This is a genomic window from Xanthomarina sp., assembly GCF_035306605.1.
Classification (GTDB): Bacteria; Bacteroidota; Bacteroidia; order Flavobacteriales; family Flavobacteriaceae; genus Xanthomarina.
This window is the reverse complement of the sequence record NZ_DATGNR010000084.1, coordinates 1-25,852: the sequence shown is the minus strand read 5'-3', so window position 1 is coordinate 25,852 and position 25,852 is coordinate 1. Positions and strand designations below refer to the sequence as shown.

Genomic DNA, 25,852 nt, shown 5'->3' with positions numbered 1-25,852 from the left:
AGTATCCTCGAGCACCGGCATGAAGGAATGGGCTTTCTAACCGGTTATCTTGCGCATTGACATCAGCACCGGCTTCAATAAGCAGTTTGGATGCCTTGATATGATTTTCATAAGTGGCCACCATTAAAGCTGTTCTTTTATAGGTGTCTCTAGCATCAATAGCAACCCCTTGTTTTATAAGTTTTTGAAGTTTCTCGGTGTCGTTGTTTTTAGCGGCATTAATGAATTCCATTTCTAAAGTATTATTTGTAGGTGTTGTTTTTTGTGCACACAGGTTTGATAGGCTGAAGAGCGCTAAGTAAATAACCATATTTATGGTTTTGATAGTTGACATGGTGCTAAGTTATTTGATATTGTTGTAAATATCGTTTAGAATTCTTAATTAACCAATAATGAAACGGGTGTATAAAAGTTTTAAGAAAACTCTTTCTCTACAGTTCTGTTTTTAAGGAATCTAGTTGTTTTTGGAGGGGCTTTTTTGTTGTGAATCTGTTTGTGAAAAGGTAGTTATTGTAAAAAACAAACATACTATTAGGCTTAAATGCTTCATGTATAAGGTTTTAAGTGTATTTAAATATAAGTAAATAAATATTTAGAGTAAGTACTAAGTTTGATTTATTGCTGTTGAACCGGACAGGTTGGTCGTTTTTATTTTTCATCACCTTAGTTTCGAAACTATTCATTTTTTGATTGTACTAGCGGTCGAAATCCCCCATAAACCATTCTATTGGCATCAAATATTATTTTTTTAGCATCTGTTAATGGTCCAACTAATTCTGTCATTCTTGGATCTGTAGGCACTTTTTTGTTAGCAAGGTCGCGTATTTCTTTAGAAGGAAACACCACCCAACCAAATACAATGACCTCGTCAACTTATGCTTTTACGGCTTCTATAAAAGATCTCGTTCCTTCTAAGGCTAAATCGTCGCCAACAAATTCAAAGTAAGCTATGGCACCATGCTCTTTCCAAATATCAGCTACTTGTTCAGCAGCCATTTTGTATTCATCCAAATACCTATGGGGAATTGGTAGTACGAAGCCGTCTATATAGTTTTTCATTTTATTTAGTTTAAGTATATCTATTCTTCTTTTCGTTTAGGGCTGGCATAGACTCCTATATTTTTATGCCACTGTCTTTTATATTATTAATCGATCCCCCTCCTAGTTCCACAATTTTATAAGGAAAATCGTTGCCTAGGGATGCAATAACATAAAGTTGATTGGGATTCCTCATTTCTTTGATCATCATTTTATTAAATCGGGCCCAAAACGGTCTATCCTTTTTTCAAATATACTTGAAAATTTACATGGTATATAGCATAGTTTCCCTCCCCTATTCCTTTCATTCGGCCTTTTTAAACTTGTATTTTTAGTGTTGTTTTTTAGGCACTAGCTTTTTCTTCAAACTCAGGGCAGTCTAGTTGGATTTCATGAGTTAATAAGTCTTTTTGCAATAAGTTGCAATAGGCCGTATCGAAGTTTCCTTTATAAAACTTACATCCGAAGCAGGTTCTTTGAACAGTTAAAATTCCGTGACGATTTAGTTTGTAAATTAGTTGGCTTAAGGTACTGAATAAACTATTTAACTCCGATTGATTAAAGCCTTCCACTTGTTGTTTTAATGGCACAGAGAAATCATAGGTTTTTGAAACTATTTCTTTTCCTAAATCTGATAGCCTTATAGAATATCTTCGACTGTCGGATAATGACATATCTTTTACAAACATGCCTTTTTGGTCTAATACCTTAATAGCATCACTAATCGTTGGTTTAGTTACATTGAATTCCTTAGCAAGATGACTTACATTGCATAAGTTTTGTTTATGAATAGCAATGAAATTAAGAATTTGAATTTGTATGGGACTTAAACCTACTAATTTAGCTTTTTCCCATAATAGGGTTTTAAATACTTCAGAAATTCGTCCTAAACCAGCAACAATTTTGCTAGACGTGTTATTTTCTTGATGTTCCGTGTTAAGTGTGCTTTTTTTCATAAAAAAGGCCTGTCGAATTTTGTTCGACAGGCAAAGATTGTTTTCTTTAATAAATTAATTACAGTGTTCCATTTCAATAATTGCGTATCCATTTTTTTCAATATCAGAAATTATTGGCTCAGTTGCTTTCTCTATGTGGCAATATTGACATTCTTTAGCAGTTAATTTTTGTGTTTTAAAAGGTTTGGTTTTTAGATATTGTGTTCCAAAATTAAAAATAACTTCCTTTTCGGTTATATGGCTTGGTACTAGGATATCAAAATGCATGATGTTTCCATCTTCCCTTTTTACATAGGTGTCCCAAACAGATATTTTCATATCAAATTGATTTTGTTTTAGTTTGAACCTTTGACATCAGCCATTGAAGCACCAAAATTTATGTGTAAGGTGTTTCCGTTAGGCGTTACCAAAGCTGGAACAGAGGTTACTCCTGCTTTCTCGGCTTCTTGAATTCTATTTCTATTTTCGCCAATATTGACTACCTCAACATTTTCGGCTCCGACTAGATTTATAATGTCGTGTTCTGCACTTAAACAGACTGGACATCCTGCGTGGTAAAAAATTGATTTGCTCATGGTTTTACATTTTAATTCGTGCATTATTGCATTACAAATATAGTAAGGAATCCTAACAACAAAAAATGTAATTCACTTTAATTCAATGTAATAGAGTTGTTTTTATGTTAACTATTAAGACCTGTGTGTGTTTGTATTTGCGAAACGGTGGATTATTTCGTGTTGTTTAGTTTTTCTCAAATGTTAGATAATCCGTTTCCCCATTTCCTCCACTACTATCTATTAATTCTATTTTTGTTGAAGAATGGGTAACAAAATCCCAATTGTCATTTAGATCTTCAAAATTGTTGGTTAGATTAAAATAAATATTAAAGTCTAAATCGTCCTGACTATCATCATTACTGTTACTATCTGTAATACTCCAGGTGCCGTTGTAACTATTGGTACCATTGTTTGCATTTAATACACCAGTACTATTAAAGGTGAAATTATACGCTGTAAACTGATTTGTTTCATCCATTCCCGAATCTATAAACTCTGTTATTTTCCAAGTACCTGAAGCCAGGTGGTTTTGTATGGTGGTTTGTGTTGAGGAGCTACAATTACTGCTTGGAATCCCTTTTATAAACGTTAAGTAATCCGTTCCTCCATTTCCACCACTAAGATCTACAAGTGCTAAGGAATTGGAGTTATAACTTATAATGTCCCAATCATCGTTTAGGTCTTCGAACTCGTTCGTAAGGTTGAAATTGATATTAAAATCTAGGTCGTTTGAACTATCATCATGACTATTTGTAACACTCCATGTACCGTTGTAGGTATTGGTTTGACTTGAAGCCAATAAAGTTCCGTTAGAATTAAACACAAAGGAATAACATAAGAAGTGACCTGTTTCGTCATTACCAGAATCTATGAAGTTAGAAATTATCCATGTTCCAGATTGTACTGTGTTTTGAATTTGATTTTGAGTTGTTGTATTTGTAGCCACATCATCATCGGATGAACAAGAAATCATGAAAGCAAATAGTCCTAAAAACAGAAAGTAGCGAGGAAATTTTTGATTTGTTTTCATAATTTATTGAATTTCAAGCTTTAACGTATGATTGTTGATTTTTATTGTTTGCTAAGTGCCGGTGTATGACTTGTTTAGCAGGTTTTCTGCGCTAGGTTGGTTCAGGTTAGAATTCAGGGATAGGACCTCCTAAAGCCAGTAACTTCGGTAATTTTAATCTTATATTTCCGAGATTTCGGTTTTTGAGGAACTAGGTTACTCATTTGTATCATTAATCTCTATCCAATATCCGTCTGGATCTTGAAAATAAAATTGTCTTACTCCGTCTGGTCTCGTTTGGATTTTGTTGTTTTCTCCGGCGAAATTTGAATAGTTAATTCCATTTTTCTTTAAATATTCTACATATCCATCAAAGTCCTTTACTGAAAAAGCTAGATGCAGCACCTTGTTTACTTTTATACTACCAAACTTATCAACCTGTGCTTGTGCTATGTGAAGTTGTTGGTTTTTCCCTGTTTCAAAGAATCGTATGAACTTATATTCAGGCCAAGGTGTATCGAGTTCCTTTAGATTTAATATGGTTTTATAAAATTCCGCACTGATTTCTATGTTTTCAACTTGAATTGTTGCGTGGTCATGTTCAAGTTGAAAAGGCTGAGCCTTCGAATAAAACGTATTAAAAATTAAAAAGAGTAGTATGAGTACGTTTTTCATAACACTTGATTTTTGGTTTATCTCTGTAAGTTACAAAAAAACATTATAAGTTATTGGTTATGTGTAACATACATGTGTTTTTGTAAAGAGCGGCTTTATGTTTAGGTAGGTTTGTTATGAGATTTAAATAGCAACCCCTTCGTATTTTATCTCTTCTGTAATGGTTGGGGTGTTGCTGTTTACTTTTGGGCTAAATAGGTCTCGGCTTACTGTGTAGGTGCTTAATTCTTCTTCTGGATATGGACTATTTAGAAGTTCTTTGATTTGGTTTTCTGTTAGGTTGTCTTCCAGCCAGTTTTGTTCTGTGGCCTGGCTAAGTAGGATGGGTTGTCGGTTTTTTTTATTGTGTATTTTAGCGAATAAAGGAGAAGCTGGTTTGGTAAGGATTGTAAAGGTTAGTACCTCTTCGATACTGGTGTAGATTCCGGCTAGGGATAAGACTTCATTGTCTTTCCTTTTGATATGGAAGGGATATTTTTTGCTTTTGTATTCGTGCGGTTCGAAAAAGCCTGTTACAGGTATGAGGCATCGTTTTGAAAATACTGCGTGCTTGTAGATGAAGTGATTGAATAGTTTTTCAGATTGTGCGTTTAGTCCGCCACCATATCTTACTGCTTCCTTGTAGTAATTGCTTATCTGAGCTACTTTTTTGTTGTTTGGTATGATTCCCCAAATTCCTGGTGTTATTACCGAAGGCTCTTCTTGTGGTATGATCAGCATTTTAGGGTGTGCAAATCCGTTTAAGTGATATCTTGGTATATTGAAGGTTTCCCTAAGTTTGGGGTTAGTTAAAGTTACTTTGTAATGCTTTTCTAGTTTTGATACTTTTTTGATTTGTGAGGTATGGAAACACATGGGAACATTTTTAGACATATAAAGGTAGGTAATCTGCTTTTATTGTCATGATTTTGTGGTATAAACTTTTAGTGATTATGATGTTATGACCTAGCAATTTAGGTTTGTTTATAAAAGGGAATATGATATTTAGGGAAGAGTTTTGATTTACAGGAAAACTTACGAAATTGACGTTAATAATGGAACTAAAAAACTATATTATTTGACATACACTATTTGATATTTTTTTGATTTACTTTTAATAATCGGTATCATTAATAATATTTAATTGAAGTTGTTTAAGATCGATTTCCCTGTCATAAAACTTTAAGCTTTTGGCTAATGAAGTAAGTATAGATTTTGCTTCTAAATTATCTCCAGATATGGATGCGTAGGAAAACCGAAATATCAATTCGTTTTTAGTGATATCAAGAAAATAGGTAGCTTTTACAGGAGAGGAAATTCTATCATCTGATAACACTGGGTTTTGAAAATACCAAAAATTTCCTGTTAAGCTGTTTATTTCAATTGATTCATTTTTCAGCATTAATTTTTGATCATATTGTTTTTGAAAATAATCGAATTCCCACATCATATAGTTTTCCAAGATTGATTTTGGTTTTTTTTCAAATTGAGACTTGTTATTGGTTGCAAATTGAAACCATATAGAGTCTTGTTTTATAAATGGGTATTTGCTTACGTCAATATCACCCTTTAGGTTTAAAGTGTGACTGTTTTGACCTAAATTGAAGTATATTAAAAGGCCGTTTTTGGTTTTTATGGCTCCATTGTCTTGTTGTGTGTACCCAATAAACGATATACTTATTAATAAAATAGTTAAGACTTTTTTCATTATTTCTTTTTAGTAGAAGTTCTTTCCCTAGTGTTGTTATTGTCCGATTAATTTGTCAAGAAACATTTTGTAATCACTTTCATAAAGGTCATCAAATACGTTTTGGATTGAAAAAGTTGGAATTTCAAATTCATGCTCGTTTTCAGTTGCACAGAACATTACTTGAATGGCTATATTCGTTTCCTTTAGTTTTTTTATTTTATTGGTAATGGTTTTGATATTATTAGACATTGTAACTTGTGCAGCTATTTCCTGGTTGCTTTTTGATATTCCATAAATATCTATATTCTGGAAGTTACCTCCGATTTTTAAAAGTTGATATTTTAGTTGAAGTTCCTTTGGTGCGAAATCTGAACGTAACCATTCCATACACATTAATTCAATTGAATTAGGTGAAAGATTTTCGATAATTGTCGGTAATTTTTCACCAATGTATTTTGATATGATAAAGCTTGATCTTTGATATATGGGGCTTAAAGTGGTCTGTGATGGAATTAAGGAACTAAAAATTTGGTTTTCATTTCTATCAATTTCCTTTACGTTTTCAAGCTGAAATACTTTAAAGTCGCTGTTTTTAGGATGCGAGAAATACGTCGAGCCTTTTGGTAATAGACCTATTTTAATTGTACTGTTTCCTAGATAAGTAGAAACTAAGAGGGCATCTTTTTCTATTAACGACTTGTCGAGGTTTAGCCAACGACCAATAAATTCTGTTTTTTTGTTTTTCCGCTTTTTTCCTTGTAAGATTAAATTCCAATCTTCTTTTTCAAAATCTTGATCTACCAGTATTGCGGCTTGGTTTTTTTTCAAAATTTCTTCTCTGAATTCCTCGACTTTAAAGTTGTTACGGATATAAAATATGTTGAAATCAAACATTGGTTTGTTTAGGTACAAGACTTCAACAAGATCTTTTGCGAAACCTAAGATTTTTGATTTGCGAAATTCGCTGTTGTTTTTAAGTTTTTCATGAATTGATTTTGGATAATGTTTGTTGATGAAATGGATTTGACTTTTAGTCATAGGCATTTCAAAACGCGGGTCTAAATCAGAGATTCTATTATCAATTATATTTGCAAAAAGAATTCTTTTTAGGTAGTGATTTAATGGAACGTAGTTCCATTGTATGGTTTCTATGTTTTCTTTTTTGCTTCTTTCATACAGCTCCTTGTCGTTGTCTTTCTCAAAATCTATATTAAAAAAAACCGAAAGTTTTTTATATTCTTCTGGTTTGTTGTTGAATTTATAATCGACATAGCTTAGTATCAGGTTTTCGATTGTTTGATTTTTAAGAACTTTTTCCTTGATGGTTTCGGTCAGTAACTTTATCACGTCCTTACCAGATGCGTTTTCCAAAGCTCTGTAAGTAGTTAGGTCGAATGAGTTTCCATTATGTAAATAGGAAATAAACCCTTGTAAGGTTGGAATCGCATTTTTGTAAACGTGTATGTAATTGTCCGAACTGTAATTTTGTTTGTATTGTTTTACAACTTCATTTAAATCGTATCCATTAAAAATGATTTTGGCGAGCGTTTGGATTTTTTCATCAATATTTGTTTGGTTGAATTGGTGTGAGCCTCTGTCGAAATAGGTTCTAAGTGGTTTGTGAATATTCAATTCGTCAGTCAGTTTTTGGGTAATAGTTTTTGTCATTATAAATTCTTTAAAATTAATTTTATTATTAACGACGATTTTTTTGAATTACCGCTAACATGCTTTTTATGATTTGCTTTGGATGATTGTTTAAATCCTTGTTTTATTAATTTAGAGAGTAAATTAGTAAATAAATAGCCTTTCCGTTAGTAAGCTATAAAAAAATAATCAATTACACAGTGTGTATTACCTAAACCAATCAGCGATTCCTTAATTATATAAAACTTTATAGCTAATATAAACTGATTTTTATTAGATTCTTTACGGAAAACCATAAGGTCCAATTATTTTTTACCTCACTCCTTTTCCCTTGTTTTAGAGAGCCTATACTTTACAAATACCAATTCTTTGAAAATTATTAGTCACTAATGACTAATAATTAGTTTATTTTGACTAATATTGAGTTGTGATATTAGTTAGAACCAATGAACACTAAAGAAAAAATAATAGAATCGTCCGTAAAATACTTTAATCAACACGGTTTTACGGCCGTTTCCTTAAATGAAATTGCAGGTCATTTAGAGATGACTAGAGGGAATCTTACCTATCATTATAAGACCAAAGACGATCTTCTAAAAGCCATTACAGACTCGATGTGGAAGAAAATTGCCACAGAAAGGGACAAATCTAGAGCTTTACCTTCATTTGAGAATCTTCATAATGAGGTCCAATTATATTATCGTTTTCAAAAAGAGTACGCGTTTATCTTTTTGGACTCCCAGGTTATGAAACACCCTATGGTTATTAAACAGTTTCGTGAAATGACCAAACAAACTATACTTGATAATAAAAAAGCCATTGCCTTTGCTATTTCTATCGGCAACATGAAACCTGAGCCTTTTAAAGGTGCTTACCACAACATTGCTCTTTTAGTTTGGATGATAGCTTTTTTCTGGTCGGCTCAACAAATAATAAGAGGCGAACAAAGTAGAGAAGATGGTGAAGCCCTTATTTGGTCTATACTTCTACCCCACTTCACCGATAAAGGAAAGACCTCCATGACAGCCTTTTTTGGCGCAGATTATTTAGACAATTTGGGAGAAGCATTTGATATCAACATCGATAAACACATTTCGTTTTAATCATGACAGATTTTTCAAAAGAACATAAAGAATTCAGACAGCGCTTAAGTGATTTTCTTAGCAAAAACGTGCAACCTTACATTTCTGAATGGGAAGAAGCTGGTAGAATTCCACTTTCCCTTTGGAAAAGCATGGGGGACCAAGGATTTCTAGGTTTGTCTTATCCTAAAAAATACGGAGGTCAAGCATTAGTTTTTTTCTACGAGGTGATTTTTAATGAAGAACTAGGTAAAATGAATTCTGGCGGCTTAGTTATCACACAGCAAGTGGTACAATATATGTCCGGCCCCTATCTATTAAACTATGGTTCAGACCGATTGAAAGCCGGTTATTTACCAGGCATTATTTCTGGTGAAAAAGTAAGCTGTATTGCTATTACAGAGCCAGAAGCGGGTTCAGATATCGCAAATATTCAAACGACTGCAGACCCCAAGGATGACCATTATATTGTAAACGGAACCAAAACATTTGTTACTAATGGTATTCAAGGGAGTTTTGCTGTAACCGCGGTAAAAACAGATTTAGAAGCTGGATCTAAAGGTATTAGTTTGTTGGTGATTGATTTAGATGCTGAGGGCATTCAAAAAACTGAATTAAAAAAACTAGGATGGCAATCTTCTGATACCGCCAGCTTGACTTTTGACAACGTAAAAGTGCCTAAAGAAAACCTAATTGGTGAAGCAGGCAAAGGCTTTGAATACCTAATGAACGGCTTACAACTAGAGCGTTTATGTTTGGTGCCAAGTGCTATTGCGAGTATGGAATATGCCCTAGACGAATCGTTACGTTATATGGCGAAGAGAAAAACTTTTGGAAAAAACTTAAATAAAGTTCAAGTTTTACGTCATAAAATAGCCCAATTAACCTCTGAAGTACAAGCCTTAAAAGCCTTCAGTTATCACTGTGCCAACTTGTATCATGAAGGTATTTCTGATGTAAAGCTGATTGCATCCGCTAAATTAATTGCGACAGAATTACACGAAAAAGTAGCTACACAATGTTTGCAGATTTTTGGCGGTAGTGGCTTTATGGACGATCATCCTCTGGCTAGAATGTATCGAGATACGCGCGCTGGAACCATTAGCGCAGGTTCTTCAGAAATGATGAAAGACCTTATTGCTAAGGTTGTTATTGATAAAAAAGACTACACAAATACCAAAAAAACATACCCATCCCCTTTCAATGAAGAACACGACTTATTTAGAGCGTCAGTAAAGGATTTTTTAAAGCGAGAAGTTATTCCAAATCTAGATCAATGGGAAAAAGATGGTGAAGTCCCACGTGAGGTCTACGAGAAATTTGGAGCCATGGGGTATTTCGGACTTCGATTCCCAGAGAAATATGGCGGTTCCGATTTAGATATTTGGTACGAAGTCGTTTTACACGAAGAACTATCACGAATCAACTCTGGTGGGTTTGCAGCCGCTATGGGCGCGCATTTCTTCTTAGCCATGGTCCATGTGAACGGCTCAGGAAGTGAAGCACAAAAACTAAAATATTTAACGGCTGGTAATGAAGGTAAACTTATTGGCTGTTTAGCAGTCACCGAACCAGATACCGGTTCAGACGTCAAATCGATTAGAACAACTGCTGTAAAAGACGGCGATTATTATATTATTAACGGAGCAAAGACATTTATCACCAATGGCGTGAATAGCGATTATATTGTTGCTGCTGTTAAAACCAATCCTGAGGCAGGATATTATGGCATTAGTATGATGTTGATAGAACGCGACCGAAAAGGAGTGAGTGCTTCCAAGTTAAATAAACTAGGTTGGAGAGCTTCAGATACCGGAGAAATAGGTTTAGACAACGTGAAAGTTCCTGTAGAAAACTTGTTGGGAGAAGAAAACCACGGCTTTTTTTACATCATGCAGCATTTTGTTTCTGAACGCTTATCCATAGCAGCAGGATCTGTATCTGGTGCAGAATACGCCATCGAACTGACTTTAGATTATATGAATCAGAGAGCTGTTTTTGGCAAGAAAATCAAGGAGTTTCAGGTGTTGAGACATCGCATCGCACAAATGTCCGCAGAAATAGCCTGTAACAAACAGTTTTTGTACAGCATATACGACCGTCATAGTAAAGGAGAATATCTAGTAAAGGAAGCCTCTATGGCCAAATTGGTCTGTACGCAAATGCTGGATAGAGTCACTTTTGAATGCTTGCAAATGTTTGGCGGGAATGGCTTTATGGAAGACTATCCACTAGCACGTATGTGGCGCGATGCGCGATTAAACCAAATTGGTGGTGGCACCTCAGAAATCCTTTGTGAAATTATTTCAAAAATGATCGTTGATGAGAAAAAATATGCTTCAACATCAGCATAAAACAAGGATGCATACAACTTTAATACAAATACAATTTTAAGATGGGTGTTTTAATATCAAAAGTTAATATCAACTCTGCGGCCAGCAAAGAAAACTATCAGAAGATGGTGGACTTAGTTGACCAATTGAATAAAAAATATCAAGAAGGCCGTTATCAAGGGGATGAAAAACACATCACTAGAGCCCGAAAAAGAGAAAAACTACTAGCCAGAGAACGCATTGAATTGCTTTTGGATAGAGACAGTCCTTTTTTAGAATTGCTACCATTAGCCGGCATGAACAACAAAAACGGCTTTGGTGCTGGAGGAACAAGTGTTTCAGGAATCGGTTTAGTTCACGGCAAGTTTTGCATGATCAACTCCAATGTGGGCACTCGTAAAGGAGGTTCTGTAGATTATGCCACTGTTTTTAAAGGATTAAGAATTGGTGATATTACACGAGAATGCAAATTACCAACCATTAATTTAGTAGAAAGTGGCGGAGCCAATTTACCTGACCAAGCCAAAATATTTAATTATGGTGGCGAAGGTTTTAGAGAAATTACGCGACGCTCTGAATTAGGTATTACCACCATTGCTGTTGTTTTTGGTAATGCTACTGCTGGTGGTGCTTATATACCTGGAATGTCTGATTATTCCATATTTCAAAAACAAGCAGCCAAAGTGTTTTTAGCGGGACCGCCCTTAGTAAAAATGGCAACCAATGAAATTGCTACCGATGAAGAATTAGGAGGAGCAGAAATGCATAGTAGAGTATCTGGGGTTTCAGATTATTTGGCAGAAGATGAGTTGGATGCCATTCGCATTGCTAGAGAAATTATGGAATTTGTGCCAGAAACAACACCGCATTTTATTCCTTCAGACGATATTAAAACTCCTTTATATCCTTCAGAAGAAATATTAAGTGTGGTTCCTGCCGATATCAAAACCCCTTTTGATGTTCGAGAACTCATTATGCGGATTACGGATGGATCTGAATTCGCTGAATTTAAAGCAGAATATGGCAGTACCATGGTTTGTGGGTGGTCTAAAATAAATGGCTATCCCGTTGGTATCATTGGAAACAATGGTGTTATTTTTTCTGAATCCGCCAACAAAGGCGCGCAGTTTATTCAGTTGTCCAATCATAAGAACATTCCCCTACTCTTCTTACAGAATACAACCGGTTATATGGTTGGTAAAGAATATGAACGAGGCGGTATTATAAAAAACGGCGCCAAATTAATCAATGCCGTTTCCAACTCTAAAGTTCCTTCTATCACTTTAATGATTGGAAGTTCCTTCGGCGCTGGTAATTATGGTATGAACGGACGGTCTTTTGAGCCTAATTTTCTGTTTGCTTATCCCAATTCTAAGATTGGTGTGATGGGCTCAGAACAATTGGCGGGTGTGATGGAAATTATTCAAAAAGCATCCAATGAAGCCAAAGGACTTCCTGATAATCCTGAGCAAACCAATATGATTAAAGCCATGTTGGTTGCCGAAGCCGAATCAAAATCCTCGGCATGGCATTCTACGTCTGAACTTTGGGATGATGGGATTATCGACCCCAAAGAAACTCGGAATTATCTCGGCTTTTGTTTAGCTGTTTTATACAATCAAGAAATTAAAGGCACCAACAGTTATGGTGTTTGGAGACATTAAAAGGAACTCAATAGCATGAAACAAATCCATACAATTTTAGTTGCAAACCGAGGAGAAATTGCGTCGCGCATTTTTAGAACCTGTAAACAAATGGGCATAACTTCTGTGGCTGTTTATGCCGATGCCGATAAAAATGCTCCCTATGTACAAGAAGCAGATCTTGCCATTCATATTGGTGATTCTGAACCAGCAGCTTCCTATTTAAATCAAGATAAAATCATTGCAGCCGCAAAACAAGTTCAAGCAGATGCCATTCATCCTGGCTACGGATTTTTATCAGAAAATCCAGATTTTGCAGAGCGTTGTAACCAAGAGAATCTCATTTTTATTGGTCCAAATGTAGAAGCCATACGAGCCATGGGGTCTAAGGCCGAAGCGAAAGCTATTATGGAACAAGCGAACGTGCCCACCATTCCAGGCTATAAAGGTAAAGATCAGTCTACCAAAACTTTAAAAGATGAAGCTTTAAAAATTGGTTTTCCACTCTTGTTAAAAGCCACTTATGGTGGTGGTGGAAAAGGGATGCGCATCGTGCATAAAGAAGAAGAATTAGATCATGCCATTATTTCCTCAAAAAGAGAAGCTATGAATGCTTTTGGAAATGACGATTTAATGGTGGAAAAATATATCGCTTCTGGGAGGCATATCGAGTTTCAGGTATTTGGTGACCAACACGGTCATGTTATTCATGTTTTAGAGCGAGAATGCACCATACAAAGACGTTATCAAAAAGTGGTTGAAGAAAGCCCCTCTCCTGTTTTAAGTCAAGAATTAAGGCAGCGTATGGGCGACGTGGCTGTTGCCGCGGTTAAAGCCCTGAATTATGACAATGCTGGAACGGTGGAATTTATTTTTGATGCGTCCACCAACGACTTCTTTTTCTTGGAAGTCAACACCAGATTGCAAGTAGAGCATCCGGTTACAGAAGAAATTACCGATTTGGACTTAGTTAAAATGCAAATCGAATCTGCCAAAGGAATGCCATTGCAAGTAAAGCAAGAAGACATCAAAGGCAAGGGTTACGCTATTGAAGTGCGATTGTATGCCGAAGATGCAGATAACAATTTTGCACCAGTTACTGGAACCGTACATAAACTAAGCTATCCGGAAGTAGACGGATTACGAGTGGAATCTGCCATACAAACAGGTTCCGAAATTTCGATGCATTACGATCCGATGATTGCTAAAATTATTGTGCACGACAGGAATAGAACTGAAGCGCTGAACAAATTGAATTACGTGCTAAAAAACACGATTTGTCAAGGCACAAAAACAAATTTAGCCTTCTTACAAACCATCATAAATAATGAAGATTTTATTGCTGGAAAGTATGATACTCACTTCATTGAAAACAAACTCGATTTATCGGCTATAAAAAGCTTGAAGCAGCAAGATAAAGAAGAATTAGCTATAGTTGCTACCTTATACAATTGGCAACAAAGAGAACATCAACGAACCAAATTAAGAGCTATTCCTTCAGGATGGCGGAATAACTTTTACGAGCATCAAAAAGAAACGCTTGTTATCAATGACGAAGACATCACCGTTCAGTATCGCTATTTAGACGCTCATTTTGAAGTGCTTATTCATGATGAAAAACGTCGTTGTGAAATCATTAGTTGTTCTGAAGACAGCATTCGCTTAAGCAGCAACGGACTTCAAAAATCCTATACTATTTGTGTGAAAGACCAACTCACCTTTATTCATACGCCTTCCATTGGAAATGTGGAAGTAAGGCGTTTAGATCGTTTCCCGATTAAGGAGAAAGAAAAAGAAAAAGGTGGTTACAGCTCTCCTATGCCTTCAAAAATCATCAAGCTACTTGTTGCCCCTGGTGATGTGGTGAAAGAAAATGATCCTTTAATCGTGATTTCCTCTATGAAAATGGAAAGTACCCTGGTAGCAGAAGAAGATGGAACCATCGAAGAAGTTTTTGTGGAAGAAGGTCAGAATGTTGAAGTAGATCATTTATTACTAAAAATAAACAGTAAGTAATTATGGAGTTATTTAATAAAGACCTTGTCGATAAAGCCTTGGAGCAAACCTATGCCTTCATTCAATTAAAATTTGAAGCCCAGGTTTTGACGCTCACATTAGATAGAGCGGAAAAGAAAAATGCGATTCACCCACACATGGTTCAAGAAATTGCTTTTGCCCTGCAATTCGCAAAACAAACAAATGCTGTAAGAGCTGTTGTGATTAACGCTTTAGGAGATGTGTTTTGTTCTGGTGCCGATTTAAAAGCCTTTATGGGCATGGTTGGCAATTTTGAATCTTCGATCCCAAAATCAGATCAGGAGATATTATTGGGAGAACTTTTTAATCAAGTACATAAACCGGTGATATCCAAAATAGAAGGCGATGTTTTTGCTGGTGGACTCTTTTTTCTTGCAGGACCAACCTATGTGGTTTGTACTGAGGATGTGAAAATAGGCTTACCAGAAGTAAAACGTGGTTTGTTTCCTTTTCAAGTTATGGCATCCCTTTTAGACGTCATGCCCAAACGGAAAGTTATTGATTGGTGTATTAATGGCGACACCATAGATGCTAATAAGGCCTTTGAATATGGTTTAGTTACACATTTGACAAGCAAGGAAACCATAGATGACACTGTGAATTCTATTATTAATAAGCTTCTTGAGAACTCCCCTACGGCTATCCGCTTGGGATTAGAAGCAGCAGATTATATCAATAAAACGAAGTCTGAACATGCGTACTTAATGCAAATGCTTCAAAAAACCATTATGTCTAAAGACGCACAAGAAGGCATGTTAGCCTTTAAAGAAAAAAGAAAACCAAATTGGTCTGACCAATAAAAATATAGAATTATGATTTACAAAAAACTCATTTTATCCGCTGCATTAACAGGTGCTGCTACCAACAGAAATCACTGTCCGTACATTCCTTATACACCTAAAGAATTAGGTTTAGAAGCAAAACGTGCGGTGGATGCCGGTGCAGCTATTGTTCATATTCATGCCCGAGAAGATAATGGGATGCCTTCATGGAGAACAGAGGTTTTTCAAGAAATTACTGACGAGGTAAGAAAGCACTCCAAAGACGTTATTATCAATTATTCTACAGGCGCTATTGGTCTTACTATTGAAGATCGTTTAAAGCATTTACCAGCTACTAAACCAGATATGGCAGCTTTTAATATGGGAAGTATGAACTATGCCATTTTTTCTAAAAGCGCCAAGCAATTTATTTGGAATGGTGTTTTTGAAAATTCATTTGATGACATGATTAAGGTAGTTGAAACCATGAACGAGAACCATATTTGTCCGGAAATGGAATGTTTTGATACGGGTCATATCAGAAATGCACAGCCTTTAAAACAAATGGGATTGTTGCCAGATAACGCCTGTTACAGTTTAGTTATGGGTGTTTTGGGAGGCATTGACGCCACTCCAGAAAACTTAATCCATCAAATTAAACAAGTGCCAGAAGGTGCTTTTTGGCAATCGATTGTGATTAGCAGAAAACAATGGCAACTCTCGGCTATTGCCGCAGCCATGGGCGGGAATTTTAGAGTTGGTTTAGAAGATAATTTTTACTTACCAAACGGCGATATGGCTAAATCGAATGGCGAATTAGTTGAAGCAGGCGCCACCTTAGCAAAATCTGTAGGTAGAGAGATTGCTAGTATCGAAGAAGCAAGAGCCATGCTAAATATTCCTTTAAAATAGACCTACTATGTTTCAATCAAATACCTTTAAAGATCAAGTTGTATTAGTCACTGGCGGAAGGTCAGGCATCGGATTTCAAATCGCAAAGGACATGCTTCAATTGGGAGCTAAAGTTATTATTTGCTCACGCAAAGAAGCTCCACTAAAGGAAGCCGCTGAAAAACTTTCTGAATTTGGACCTGTCAATTATCAAGCATGTGATATTCGAAATACTGAAGAGATTCAAGCATTAGCAGCCATGATTAAAGAAAAACATGGCAGACTGGATGTATTAGTAAATAATGCTGGAGGCCAATTTCCTGTGCTTGCAGAGTATTTAAATGATAAAGGTTGGAACGCTGTCATCAACAACAATTTAAACGGCACCTTTTATATGATTCGTGACATGGCCAATGCTTTTTTCATTCCTCAAAAACAAGGAAATATCGTCAATATTGTTGTGGACATGCATCGTGGCTTCCCAGGAATGATTCATACGGGAGCTGCCCGAGCTGGTGTAGAAAACATCACTAAAACTTTAGCTCAAGAGTGGAGCGATTTTAATATTAGAATCAACTGTGTAGCTCCAGGCATCATAGAATCAAGCGGTTTAGATACCTATCCACAATCTGTTAAAGACATGTTTGCTGAAGCTAAAAAAGCCATTCCATTAAAGCGTTTTGGCGACGTAAAAGACATCTCTAATGCCGTTGCGTTTTTAGCGAGTCCGTTGGCATCCTATATCACAGGTATTTCATTATATGTGGATGGTGCGCAGCACTTAAACTATGATAAAATGGGCTTACCAAACGTGTTAAAATCCTTCTTAAACCCATAAACTGATGAGTACAAAACAACTGATACATGGTGGCGCATTTTTAATATACACGCCTGAATACGATAGTGTTTTTACACCTGAAGACTATACCGAAGACCAACTACTTATTAGAGCATCTGTAAGAGAATTTCTAAATAGAGAGATTGAACCTTTAAAAGACGTTTTTGACACCAAAGAAGGAACCAAAATCGCACCAGAAAAATTAGAAATGTTAGGTGAACTAGGATTCTTGGGTTTATCTGTACCTGAGAAATTTGGTGGTATGGGTTGCAATATTAAAACAGATATGGCGGCTTCCGAAGTTATGTCGGATAGTTTTGCGTTTTCACAATCTATGGGCGTTCAACGAGGATTGGGTATCAATACCATACTCTTTTACGGCACCCCAGAACAACAAGAAAAGTACTTAAGTGGTATTATTGCCGGAAAAATTAAATGCTCCTATTGTTTAACTGAACCAGGAGCTGGTTCGGATGCTAATTCAGGTAAGACGAAAGCAACCCTATCGGCTGATGGAAAACATTATATCCTTAACGGGCAAAAAATGTGGATTACCAATGCAGGTTTTGCCGATGTATTCTCTGTGTTTTGCAAAATAGATGGAGATGAAAATTTATCCTGTTTGATAGTTGAAAAAGCTTGGGGTGTCACATTAGGTCCTGAAGAAAACAAAATGGGAATCCATGGTTCTTCTACGCGACAGGTATTTTTTGAAGGTGTTAAAGTTCCTGTTGAAAATCTTTTGGGAGAACGCAACAAAGGCTTTAAAATTGCCATGAATGCCTTAAATCTTGGTCGACTGTTTATTGGTATCGCAGGATCTGGAATTTCAAAAAGAGCTTTTAGACTTGGCGTTACTTATGCCAATCAACGCGTTCAGTTTAATCAAACTATCGCCTCATTTGGCGCTATCCAAGAGAAAATAGCCAAGATGGCTGTTTCCATCTACGCTTTAGAATCCGGTTGGAACCGCTTATCTGGAGATATGGATGTGATGTATGATGTCTATTTATCAGAATCGTCCAACGAATTACAATCCAAACAAAAAGTTGCTCAAGAATATGCCACAGAATGTGCCATTATTAAGGTTTTTGGCTCTGAAGTGGAGCAATTTGTAGTTGATGAAGCCCTTCAAATTCACGGTGGTATGGGTTACTCCGGTGAAAGTGATATTTCTGTTTTATATAGAAATATTCGAGGCAACAGAATCTACGAAGGCACCAATGAGATTAATCGCCTATTAATTCCAGGAACTATTTTAAAATTGGCCTACAAAGGAAACATTCCATTAATGGAAACCGTAATGAAAACCTTTGGCGACTTACAAGCAGGAAAGCTAACACCTGCCGACCCTACTCTATCCTTTACTGACTTTAGTTTAGCCTATTTAAACAATTGTAAAATGGTTGCTCAGTTAGTCTGTGGTCAAGCCATGCAAAAATTTCAACAGGAGATCGAAAAAGAACAAGAGGTTTTGTCTAGACTTTCCGATATCATTTCCCAAGTTTATATTCTTGAAAGTGTGGTATTAAGAAGTATTAAAAACCATGCTCATCAAACAGAATTACGTGAAGCGATGACCAGCATTTTTATGTACGATTCGGCTAAAACCATAAATGAGGCTGCCCAAGAAGTTATATACGCCTGTACAGATCCAACTATGGCGGTAATGAGTTTTAAAGCCATTAAAAAGCTGATTCAAATGCCTGCTGAAAATATTATAGAAAAAAGAAAAGTGGTTGCCAAACACTTTATCGAAGAAAATAAATACAAATTATAAACTTATACAAATGAGCAATTATCATTTTACCGAGGAACATTTCATGTTTCAAGAAAGCTTGAGAGCATTCATGAAAAAAGAGGTCATTCCGAACATAGACACTTGGGAAGAAGAGCAACGAATTCCAAGAGACGTATGGAAAAAAATGGGCGACTTAGGCTTTTTAGGATTAGGCTTTCCTGAGGAGTTTGGTGGTTCCGACTTAGATTTCTTTTACGACGTTATTTTTGTTGAAGAAATCGCTAAAGTATTTTCCGGCGGTTTTGCCATCACCCAAGCAGTTGTGCAATACATGTCTGGGCCGTATATTTTAAAACACGGGTCGCAACAATTAAAAGAAAAATACCTTCCTAAGTTAATTTCTGGTGAAGCTATCAGTGGGATTGCTATTACCGAACCTTCAGCTGGATCGGATGTGGCGAATATTAAAACCACAGCCACTTTAGAAGGCGACCACTATATTCTTAACGGATCTAAAACATTTATTACCAATGCCGTTTATGGTGATTTCGTCATTTGTGTTGTAAAAACAGATGTCAGTGCCGGTCCTGGAGGCGTTAGTCTTTTGGTGGTCGATTTAGATGCTGCAGGCATTCAAAAAACAAAATTAAAGAAACTAGGATGGCATGCTTCTGATACTGCCGAACTCTCTTTTGATAACGTAAAAGTTCCAAAAGAAAACTTAATCGGACAGGAAGGACAAGGCTTCTATTATTTAATGGGAGGACTACAACTAGAACGTTTGGTTGGCGCTATTATGGGCTATGCTGCCAGCGAATCAGCTTTGGAGTACACCTTGCAATACATGTCTGAAAGGACTGCCTTTAATCGACCAATTAACAAGTTCCAAGTCTTAAGACATCGTATGGCGCAATTGGCATCAGAAATTGAAGCCTGTAAACACTTTGTATTGCACTGCTCCCGCCTTCATAATGATGGAAAGTATGCCGTTAAAGAAAGTTCTATGGCGAAATTATTAGCAACAGAACTTTCCGATAAAACGATGACCCAATGTTTACAATCTTTTGGCGGCTATGGTTATATGGAAGAATTCAAAATTGCCAGAATGTTTAGAGATAGCCGCATTGGAACTATTGGTGGTGGGACCTCAGAAATTATGCGAGAGATTATCGCCAAAATGATTATTGATGATGTGAGCTATGATAAAAACACAGAAAATAAAAACGAAAATAAATCGAATACTAATTTAAAAACAGAAAACACTATGAGTACGCAATTAGAAACAATTTTAGACGTCATTAAAGTTAAAACAGCAAAAGTAGAACCAATCGGACACACCCTTAAATTCGATTTTGGCGATGAGCAATTATACATTGATGGCAAAGGAGATGTCAACCAAGTTTCTACCAGCAATGATGCAGCAGAGTGTGTTATTGAAACAAGCTTTGAAGACTTTTTAGCACTTACTAAAGGTGAATTAAATCCGATGGCTGCTGTAATGGGTGGAAAAGTAAAAATTAAAGGCGATATGTCTGTAGCCATGAAGTTACAAAGCATTTTCGGCTAAGATGCTTCTTATCTTTTTTAACTAAGGATAAAAAAGTTAAGCATTCAATGAAACCTGTATTATTTATTAGTTAGATTTCCTCAATAAAACATTTTACGAGAAAGCCCCACTAAATAGTATGGGTTTCATTAATACCATATTAAAAAACAAGCCCTAACTCGCAGTTCTTTATTTAGTAAAGTGTTGTCCGATAAATAATTATAAGCATATGCAAGAGAAAAACACCTCTATAAAAAGTATTATTGAATATTTCTATTTCTGGGAAGAAAACACACCTGACACCGTTTTTTTAAGACAGCCCTTTGGAAACAAATGGACGACACTGACTTTTAAAGAAGCGGGACTAGAAGCCCGAAAAATGGCAACAGCTTTACACCATCAAGGACTACAAAAAGGTGATCATGTAGGCATCTATTCTAAAAACTGTTACCATTGGGTGTTAGCAGATTTAGCCATTCACATGGGCGGTTTTGTTTCTGTACCCTATTATGCCAGTTTGCCTAAAGATCAATTAAAAACCGTTATTGGTTTAAGTGATTTGAAAGGTCTTTTTGTTGGTAAATTAGATGAATGGGGAACCAAAGAAGAAGTTCTTCCTGAAGGGTTAAAAGTTATTAAATTTCCACAATATCCAGAAAATGCAGAAATTCCAATAGGATTAGATTGGGACGAACTTATTAAAGAAAGTCAACCATTAGAAGAAAATTACATTCCAAACTTGGATGATTTATGGACCATTTTATTCACCTCTGGTACCACAGGACTACCAAAAGGCGTCATGCACATACATCGATCGCCCGCGTTAATTATGGAACATGAAAAACAGACTAGTTGGGTTGGGCTATTTCATATAAAAAATTCACGTTTCTTTTCTTATTTACCTTTAAATCATGCTGGAGAACGCATTGGTGTGGAAACTACTGCAATCACTGTAGGAGGTTCCATATCGTTTGTTGAAAACATCGACACATTTGTAAAAAATTTACGAGGCACTCAACCTACTCTATTCTTTTCTGTTCCAAGAATTTGGAATAAGTTCTACTTAGGTATTCTAGAAAAAGTTCCTAAAAAACAACTAGAATTTTATTTAAAAGTACCCATTTTAAGGACATTTATTAAAAACAAAATACTAAAAGGTTTAGGATTAAATCATGTAAAGGTTGCGGCTACTGGTGCAGCGATTACCCCGGCCTTCTTAAAAGAGTTCTACAAGAAGTTAGGCATACATTTGATTGAGGCTTATGGAATGACAGAGCTTTGTGGTTCAATAACTAACTCCATCGATTTAAATTCGCCTTACGACTCAGTAGGTAAAGTAGTCCCTTTTGCAGAGCTTAAAATAGATCCAAAAGAAGGTGAAGTTTTAATTAAAACACCGTATATGATGACAGGCTATTATAAGGATCCTGAAAAAACCAATGAGGTTTTAAAAGACGACTGGATGTATAGTGGTGATATTGGTCATATAACCGAGGAAGGATTTGTAATAATTACTGGTAGAAAGTCAGACGCGTTTAAAACGTCTAAAGGGAAATACATAGTACCAAATCCTATAGAAGAAACCATTTTAGAAAACGATTTTATAGAGCAAGTTTGTGTTGTTGGTTTAGGTTTACCTAATCCGATTGCTTTAATTCAGCTTTCTGAAGATGCTATAGGTAAACCAAAAGGTATTATTGAAGCATCGTTGGAAGATTTGTTAGTGAATTTAAATAAGGACCTTCCTAACTATGAAAAAGTAACTACCCTTGTTATAATTACAAAAGAGGTTTGGTCTGAGGAAAACCACCTCCTTACTCCTACTTTAAAAATCAAAAGGAACGAAATAAACCATACCTATAAGGATTATTATTTAGATTGGTTTAATCATGAAAATAAAATTGTGTGGGAGGCCTAGTTTTGCCTAAACATAACCTATGTTATTGGATTTATAAAAGATTGCTTGAGACCTTTAAAAGAAAAACACTAAGATTTTAATAAGCAGTATCAAATCTTAGTGTTTTAAAGATATTACGAGTCTTGTTACTCGATTATATAGCTTTCCCTTGTGCTATTTGTATTTATAATTAAAGTTTTTTAGCACGAATGGAGATGTTTTTGTAATGTTTTATTTAGACATCCAAATGGCTCCGTTTTTTGTTGTCATTTTCTCTAGTTTTCCTTGATTAGTCAAATCATTCAAGATGTTTTCACTTTCAATTCTTGGCGTACCAGATAGTTCCGAAAACTCTTTAGCAGTTAGTGTTGGGTAGATAGCGAATAGTTTTTCCCAAGTTTTACTGTATTCACTTTTTGTGGCATTTGGATTAAGCTTTAGAATGGCCATTTCGTAAAAAGCATAAGGTCTTGCTCCGTAAACCATTTCTTGATTACCTGATTCGTCTAAAAAGAACATGGTTGGGAAACCTCTAACTCCGAGTTGTCTTCCTAATTTTAAATCTTCTGTAAATAATTCTTTCGCCTTCGTATCAAAATCTGTTTTCAGTTGTTTCGTATGAAGTCCTACCACTTTAGCTGCCGTTTCTAAATGCTCCCATTTAGCTATATTTTTCTTTTGTAAAAAAACCATTTCACGAATTTCACGCATAAACAAATTGGCTTTTTCTTCACTCTGCATTTGTGCAGCTTTATAAGCTATGGAAGGTGGATATGATGAATCTAATGGGTCTTCTAACCATAAATCGCCATCGATAGGCATGTCGTAATGCAAGCTTACCTCATCCCAATGATGAGCAACGTCTGATGGTTTTCCTATACCTCCATTATTGTAACTCCAATCAGGTAATAAACCTCCCATTCTATATTCAATTTCAATGGCATTTCCATACTCTAATTTAAGTTTGCGCAATTGAGGTTCTATTCCCCAACAAGAAGAACAAATAGGATCTGTATAATAAATGACTCTGATTGATTTTTTAGTTGATTGTATGTTGTTTTGTGATGTGGTATCTGTGTTTGCTTCAGAAGTTTCACACATTCCAGTTTCTATATCGCATAAAAGCGGATTATTTTTTGATGTTTCGTTATTCATAATATTTATTTTTGTTTGTCCCTGTGAAGCCACAATGCTTAGCAGAGGAATTAATAATGCTATTAGGTAAAGTTTCTTGGTCATAATGATATTCTCAATTCATTATCATAGAAGATTTGCTATTTACACAAATATAAGGTGATTAAAGTTTATATTTGATATGCATTTCCTTTTGGGAAGTGGTTTCCTCAAGGGAACTACCACATACAATTTTATATACATTGAAAACCATGAAAAAGAAAGCCGTAATAAATGACACCCCGGTATGTCAAGTTAGAATGCAAGCAATTAGTGATACTATGAGCATATTGACTGGAAAATGGAAGTTCCACATTTTAGGAACGCTTATAGAGGGTAATAAATTAGGATTTATGGATTTGTTGAGAGAAGTAGATGGTATTGGTACTAAAATGCTCTCCAAGGAACTCCAAGATTTAGAAATGAATCATTTAATCAGCCGAACAGTTATGAACACAAAACCCATAACGGTTGCATATGCTATAACAGCATACGGTGCTACGCTTGCTCCTTTAATTAATGAATTGGCTAAATGGGGTATAGCCTATAGAAAATCCATTCACGGATCGAAGTAAGTCGGTTCTAATTCTTCCTTGGGTTTTCTTTGATATAAAAAAGAATGATCGGTCAGTACCTGGTAGTAAATTTTACAATGTACATCTGTAATATGTTAGCAGTAATGGGTCCTAAACAGTACAATTTTGCTACAACCCAAGTAGCTATGTCAAGTAGCGTTTTCAATTTGCCCCGAAAACTATACTTAAAAAAAGGGGCTGGCACTCGCCCCGATCATTCCGCCTTTCGGCTTATTCTTTTAATTCTGTCAGCCAGTTTATTTCTTGAATTTTGCTGTCAATTTCTCTAAACGCTCTTCCTGTTTGGTCCATTTCTGTTTGTAGCTTTTTAATATCTATCGTGGTTTTCAGATTAGAATCTCCGCTATTATTTATTTGAGCTGCATATCTAATATTTCGCAGTTTTTCAGAAAGCATTTTTAAGGAGTCTCTTTTAGCTAGGGCTTCCATAAGGGGGCCTTCCCCATCAATTATGGTTTCATTATTGGTTTTATTTATTCTAATAATCAATGACTCTAAATCTTGTATTGCTTTTCTTAATTGAGCAAGTAATTTATCTGGATCTTCCTGAGGAAGTTTATCGTCTGAAACAATTAAAACAGGCCTAATTCTGTTTTGAAGATGTTCTATTTTTTTTAAAAGATCGGCTCTTAATAAAAGCCCTTCAGCAAGTTTCATTTATATTTTATTTAAAGGATTTATACTTTCTTTTTGAATGATTTAAATTTTATCATCTTTGAAATAAGGGTATACAAATATACAGTCTATAATGTATTGAAACCTACATTTCATATTTATTTACTTATGGAATTTCACTCATTTCCGTTTAATTTAAAGCCTTTTTAGCAAATACTGAAATTATAATTCCAGGAATGGACAGTGCAATTGCAAGATACACCAAACTCATAGGAGAGTATATACCCAATAGAAGTCCTGCCGCAGATGAGGCTATCATAATTGATAGGTTGAAAACGGAAGATTGAACCGATGTGGCCACATCTTTAGCGGTTTCTACCTGTCTGCTCACCGCTGCCTGCAATAAGGTTACTAATGGTCCAAAGGAAACTCCCCATAGAAAGAAGGCGAAATGTCCAATTCCGGTAGCGCCTCCAAACATCAGGAAGATAACCATGGAAATAATGATCAACCCAAACATGGCTATGGTTAGTAGTCTTAAATATTTATCGGTGTATTTTATAGCTATCAAGACTGAAATTAACGATCCTATTCCAAAAAATAATAGTGCCATTTCCACACCACCTGCCAACTGAATTTCATTTACAAGACTAGTGATATACACGTAAACACCATAGTGAGCAATTACACCGAGTAATGTAAGTAACAGTATTATTAACACTTCCGGTATTTTTAGTAATGCCAATGGCGAGGAGCTTTTAGTTAGTTTTTCTCCTGGGGTTGAGGGCAAGGCAAAAAAGCTAACTACGGCAATAGCAAGGATAAATGCACCAAGCCCAATAAATTCTGTTCGCCATCCGTAATCATTCCCAATGGTTGTCATTATCGGCATCCCCACACTAATCCCCAAAGTTGTTCCTGCCATAATTACTGCAATTGCTTTACCGTGATGCTTTTCATCCACCAGCCTCATTCCATAAGCAGCAATCATTGGCCACATAACACCAGCACAAATACCACCAATAACTCTAAGTATAATGATGATGGTGTAATCGTAAACGAGTCCTGAGATAATATTGGAAATAGCAAAACCACCTAATAAGAGAAGTAATAAATATTTCCTGTTGAACTGCATCGTCAAGGAAATA

The 25,852-nt window shown here is 35.7% G+C and carries 23 protein-coding genes and 1 pseudogene; 11 read left to right on the top strand and 13 right to left on the bottom strand.

The genetic code is table 11. The annotated features are described in order from the left end of the window. The 10 genes and pseudogenes from VKY41_RS11340 to VKY41_RS11295 form a co-directional block, all read right to left on the bottom strand. Positions 1-334 (bottom strand): ankyrin repeat domain-containing protein (locus VKY41_RS11340; protein ID WP_500814570.1); only part of this gene is annotated, 334 nt, incomplete at its 3' end. Positions 335-675: 341 nt separating this feature from the next. Then, positions 676-1,059, bottom strand: a pseudogene (locus tag VKY41_RS11335) (DUF1428 domain-containing protein). A 323-nt stretch (positions 1,060-1,382) separates the two neighbouring features. Then, positions 1,383-1,994 carry a MarR family winged helix-turn-helix transcriptional regulator gene (locus VKY41_RS11330; RefSeq protein ID WP_500814569.1) on the bottom strand — a complete coding sequence of 204 codons (612 nt, stop codon included), beginning with the start codon at positions 1,992-1,994 and terminating at the stop codon, positions 1,383-1,385. A gap of 54 nt (positions 1,995-2,048) precedes the next feature. Beyond that, a complete protein-coding gene (locus VKY41_RS11325) occupies positions 2,049-2,312 on the bottom strand; it encodes a DUF2024 family protein (protein ID WP_500814568.1) in 264 nt (87 codons plus the stop codon). Positions 2,313-2,329: 17 nt separating this feature from the next. Further along, positions 2,330-2,569 (bottom strand): thioredoxin family protein, encoded by a 240-nt coding sequence (locus tag VKY41_RS11320; RefSeq protein WP_500814567.1) that lies wholly within the window; start codon positions 2,567-2,569, stop codon positions 2,330-2,332. Between the two features lie 166 nt (positions 2,570-2,735). Then, positions 2,736-3,581: a hypothetical protein gene (locus tag VKY41_RS11315; protein ID WP_500814566.1), complete on the bottom strand. Its 846-nt coding sequence runs from the start codon at positions 3,579-3,581 to the stop codon at positions 2,736-2,738. Between the two features lie 195 nt (positions 3,582-3,776). Continuing rightward, complete coding sequence (locus tag VKY41_RS11310; RefSeq protein ID WP_500814565.1) at positions 3,777-4,235, bottom strand: VOC family protein; 459 nt, start codon at positions 4,233-4,235, stop codon at positions 3,777-3,779. 123 nt (positions 4,236-4,358) lie between these two features. Further along, the gene (locus VKY41_RS11305) at positions 4,359-5,090 is read right to left on the bottom strand and encodes an SOS response-associated peptidase (RefSeq protein ID WP_500814564.1); all 732 of its coding nucleotides are present in this window, start codon (positions 5,088-5,090) and stop codon (positions 4,359-4,361) included. 238 nt (positions 5,091-5,328) lie between these two features. Then, entirely contained in the window at positions 5,329-5,922 is a 594-nt protein-coding gene (locus VKY41_RS11300) for a hypothetical protein (protein WP_500814563.1), read from the bottom strand. Positions 5,923-5,958: 36 nt separating this feature from the next. Beyond that, the gene (locus VKY41_RS11295; protein WP_500814562.1) at positions 5,959-7,572 is read right to left on the bottom strand and encodes a hypothetical protein; all 1,614 of its coding nucleotides are present in this window, start codon (positions 7,570-7,572) and stop codon (positions 5,959-5,961) included. A gap of 425 nt (positions 7,573-7,997) precedes the next feature. On the opposite strand from VKY41_RS11295, the gene VKY41_RS11290 reads away from it, so the two are divergent. The 10 genes from VKY41_RS11290 (at position 7,998) to VKY41_RS11245 (ending at position 22,341) form a co-directional block, all read left to right on the top strand. Further along, the gene (locus VKY41_RS11290; RefSeq protein ID WP_500814561.1) at positions 7,998-8,654 is read left to right on the top strand and encodes a TetR/AcrR family transcriptional regulator; all 657 of its coding nucleotides are present in this window, start codon (positions 7,998-8,000) and stop codon (positions 8,652-8,654) included. 2 nt (positions 8,655-8,656) lie between these two features. Continuing rightward, complete coding sequence (locus VKY41_RS11285) at positions 8,657-10,987, top strand: acyl-CoA dehydrogenase family protein (RefSeq protein ID WP_500814560.1); 2,331 nt, start codon at positions 8,657-8,659, stop codon at positions 10,985-10,987. Between the two features lie 41 nt (positions 10,988-11,028). Then, a complete protein-coding gene (locus VKY41_RS11280) occupies positions 11,029-12,630 on the top strand; it encodes an acyl-CoA carboxylase subunit beta (RefSeq protein WP_500814559.1) in 1,602 nt (533 codons plus the stop codon). 15 nt (positions 12,631-12,645) lie between these two features. Beyond that, positions 12,646-14,625, top strand: a complete 1,980-nt coding sequence (locus VKY41_RS11275) for an acetyl/propionyl/methylcrotonyl-CoA carboxylase subunit alpha (RefSeq protein ID WP_500814558.1) — start codon at positions 12,646-12,648, stop codon at positions 14,623-14,625. 2 nt (positions 14,626-14,627) lie between these two features. Next, positions 14,628-15,446, top strand: coding sequence for an enoyl-CoA hydratase-related protein (locus tag VKY41_RS11270; RefSeq protein WP_500814557.1), 819 nt, complete (start codon positions 14,628-14,630; stop codon positions 15,444-15,446). Positions 15,447-15,458: 12 nt separating this feature from the next. After that, positions 15,459-16,319 (top strand): beta-keto acid cleavage family enzyme, encoded by an 861-nt coding sequence (locus tag VKY41_RS11265; protein ID WP_500814556.1) that lies wholly within the window; start codon positions 15,459-15,461, stop codon positions 16,317-16,319. Positions 16,320-16,326: 7 nt separating this feature from the next. Next, positions 16,327-17,136 carry an SDR family oxidoreductase gene (locus VKY41_RS11260; protein WP_500814555.1) on the top strand — a complete coding sequence of 270 codons (810 nt, stop codon included), beginning with the start codon at positions 16,327-16,329 and terminating at the stop codon, positions 17,134-17,136. 4 nt (positions 17,137-17,140) lie between these two features. Then, complete coding sequence (locus tag VKY41_RS11255; protein WP_500814554.1) at positions 17,141-18,916, top strand: acyl-CoA dehydrogenase FadE; 1,776 nt, start codon at positions 17,141-17,143, stop codon at positions 18,914-18,916. 10 nt (positions 18,917-18,926) lie between these two features. Beyond that, positions 18,927-20,444: an acyl-CoA dehydrogenase family protein gene (locus tag VKY41_RS11250; protein ID WP_500814553.1), complete on the top strand. Its 1,518-nt coding sequence runs from the start codon at positions 18,927-18,929 to the stop codon at positions 20,442-20,444. A 208-nt stretch (positions 20,445-20,652) separates the two neighbouring features. Then, the gene (locus VKY41_RS11245; RefSeq protein WP_500814552.1) at positions 20,653-22,341 is read left to right on the top strand and encodes an AMP-binding protein; all 1,689 of its coding nucleotides are present in this window, start codon (positions 20,653-20,655) and stop codon (positions 22,339-22,341) included. 210 nt (positions 22,342-22,551) lie between these two features. On the opposite strand, the gene VKY41_RS11240 is transcribed toward VKY41_RS11245, so the two are convergent. Continuing rightward, positions 22,552-23,475 carry a DsbA family protein gene (locus tag VKY41_RS11240; protein WP_500814551.1) on the bottom strand — a complete coding sequence of 308 codons (924 nt, stop codon included), beginning with the start codon at positions 23,473-23,475 and terminating at the stop codon, positions 22,552-22,554. A 230-nt stretch (positions 23,476-23,705) separates the two neighbouring features. On the opposite strand from VKY41_RS11240, the gene VKY41_RS11235 reads away from it, so the two are divergent. Then, positions 23,706-24,068 carry a winged helix-turn-helix transcriptional regulator gene (locus VKY41_RS11235; protein WP_500814550.1) on the top strand — a complete coding sequence of 121 codons (363 nt, stop codon included), beginning with the start codon at positions 23,706-23,708 and terminating at the stop codon, positions 24,066-24,068. A gap of 231 nt (positions 24,069-24,299) precedes the next feature. Here VKY41_RS11235 and VKY41_RS11230 read toward each other — a convergent pair whose 3' ends face one another. Then, positions 24,300-24,746: a DIP1984 family protein gene (locus VKY41_RS11230; RefSeq protein WP_500814549.1), complete on the bottom strand. Its 447-nt coding sequence runs from the start codon at positions 24,744-24,746 to the stop codon at positions 24,300-24,302. A 148-nt stretch (positions 24,747-24,894) separates the two neighbouring features. Further along, positions 24,895-25,852: MFS transporter (locus VKY41_RS11225; protein WP_500814548.1), on the bottom strand; the 958-nt coding region annotated here is incomplete at its 5' end.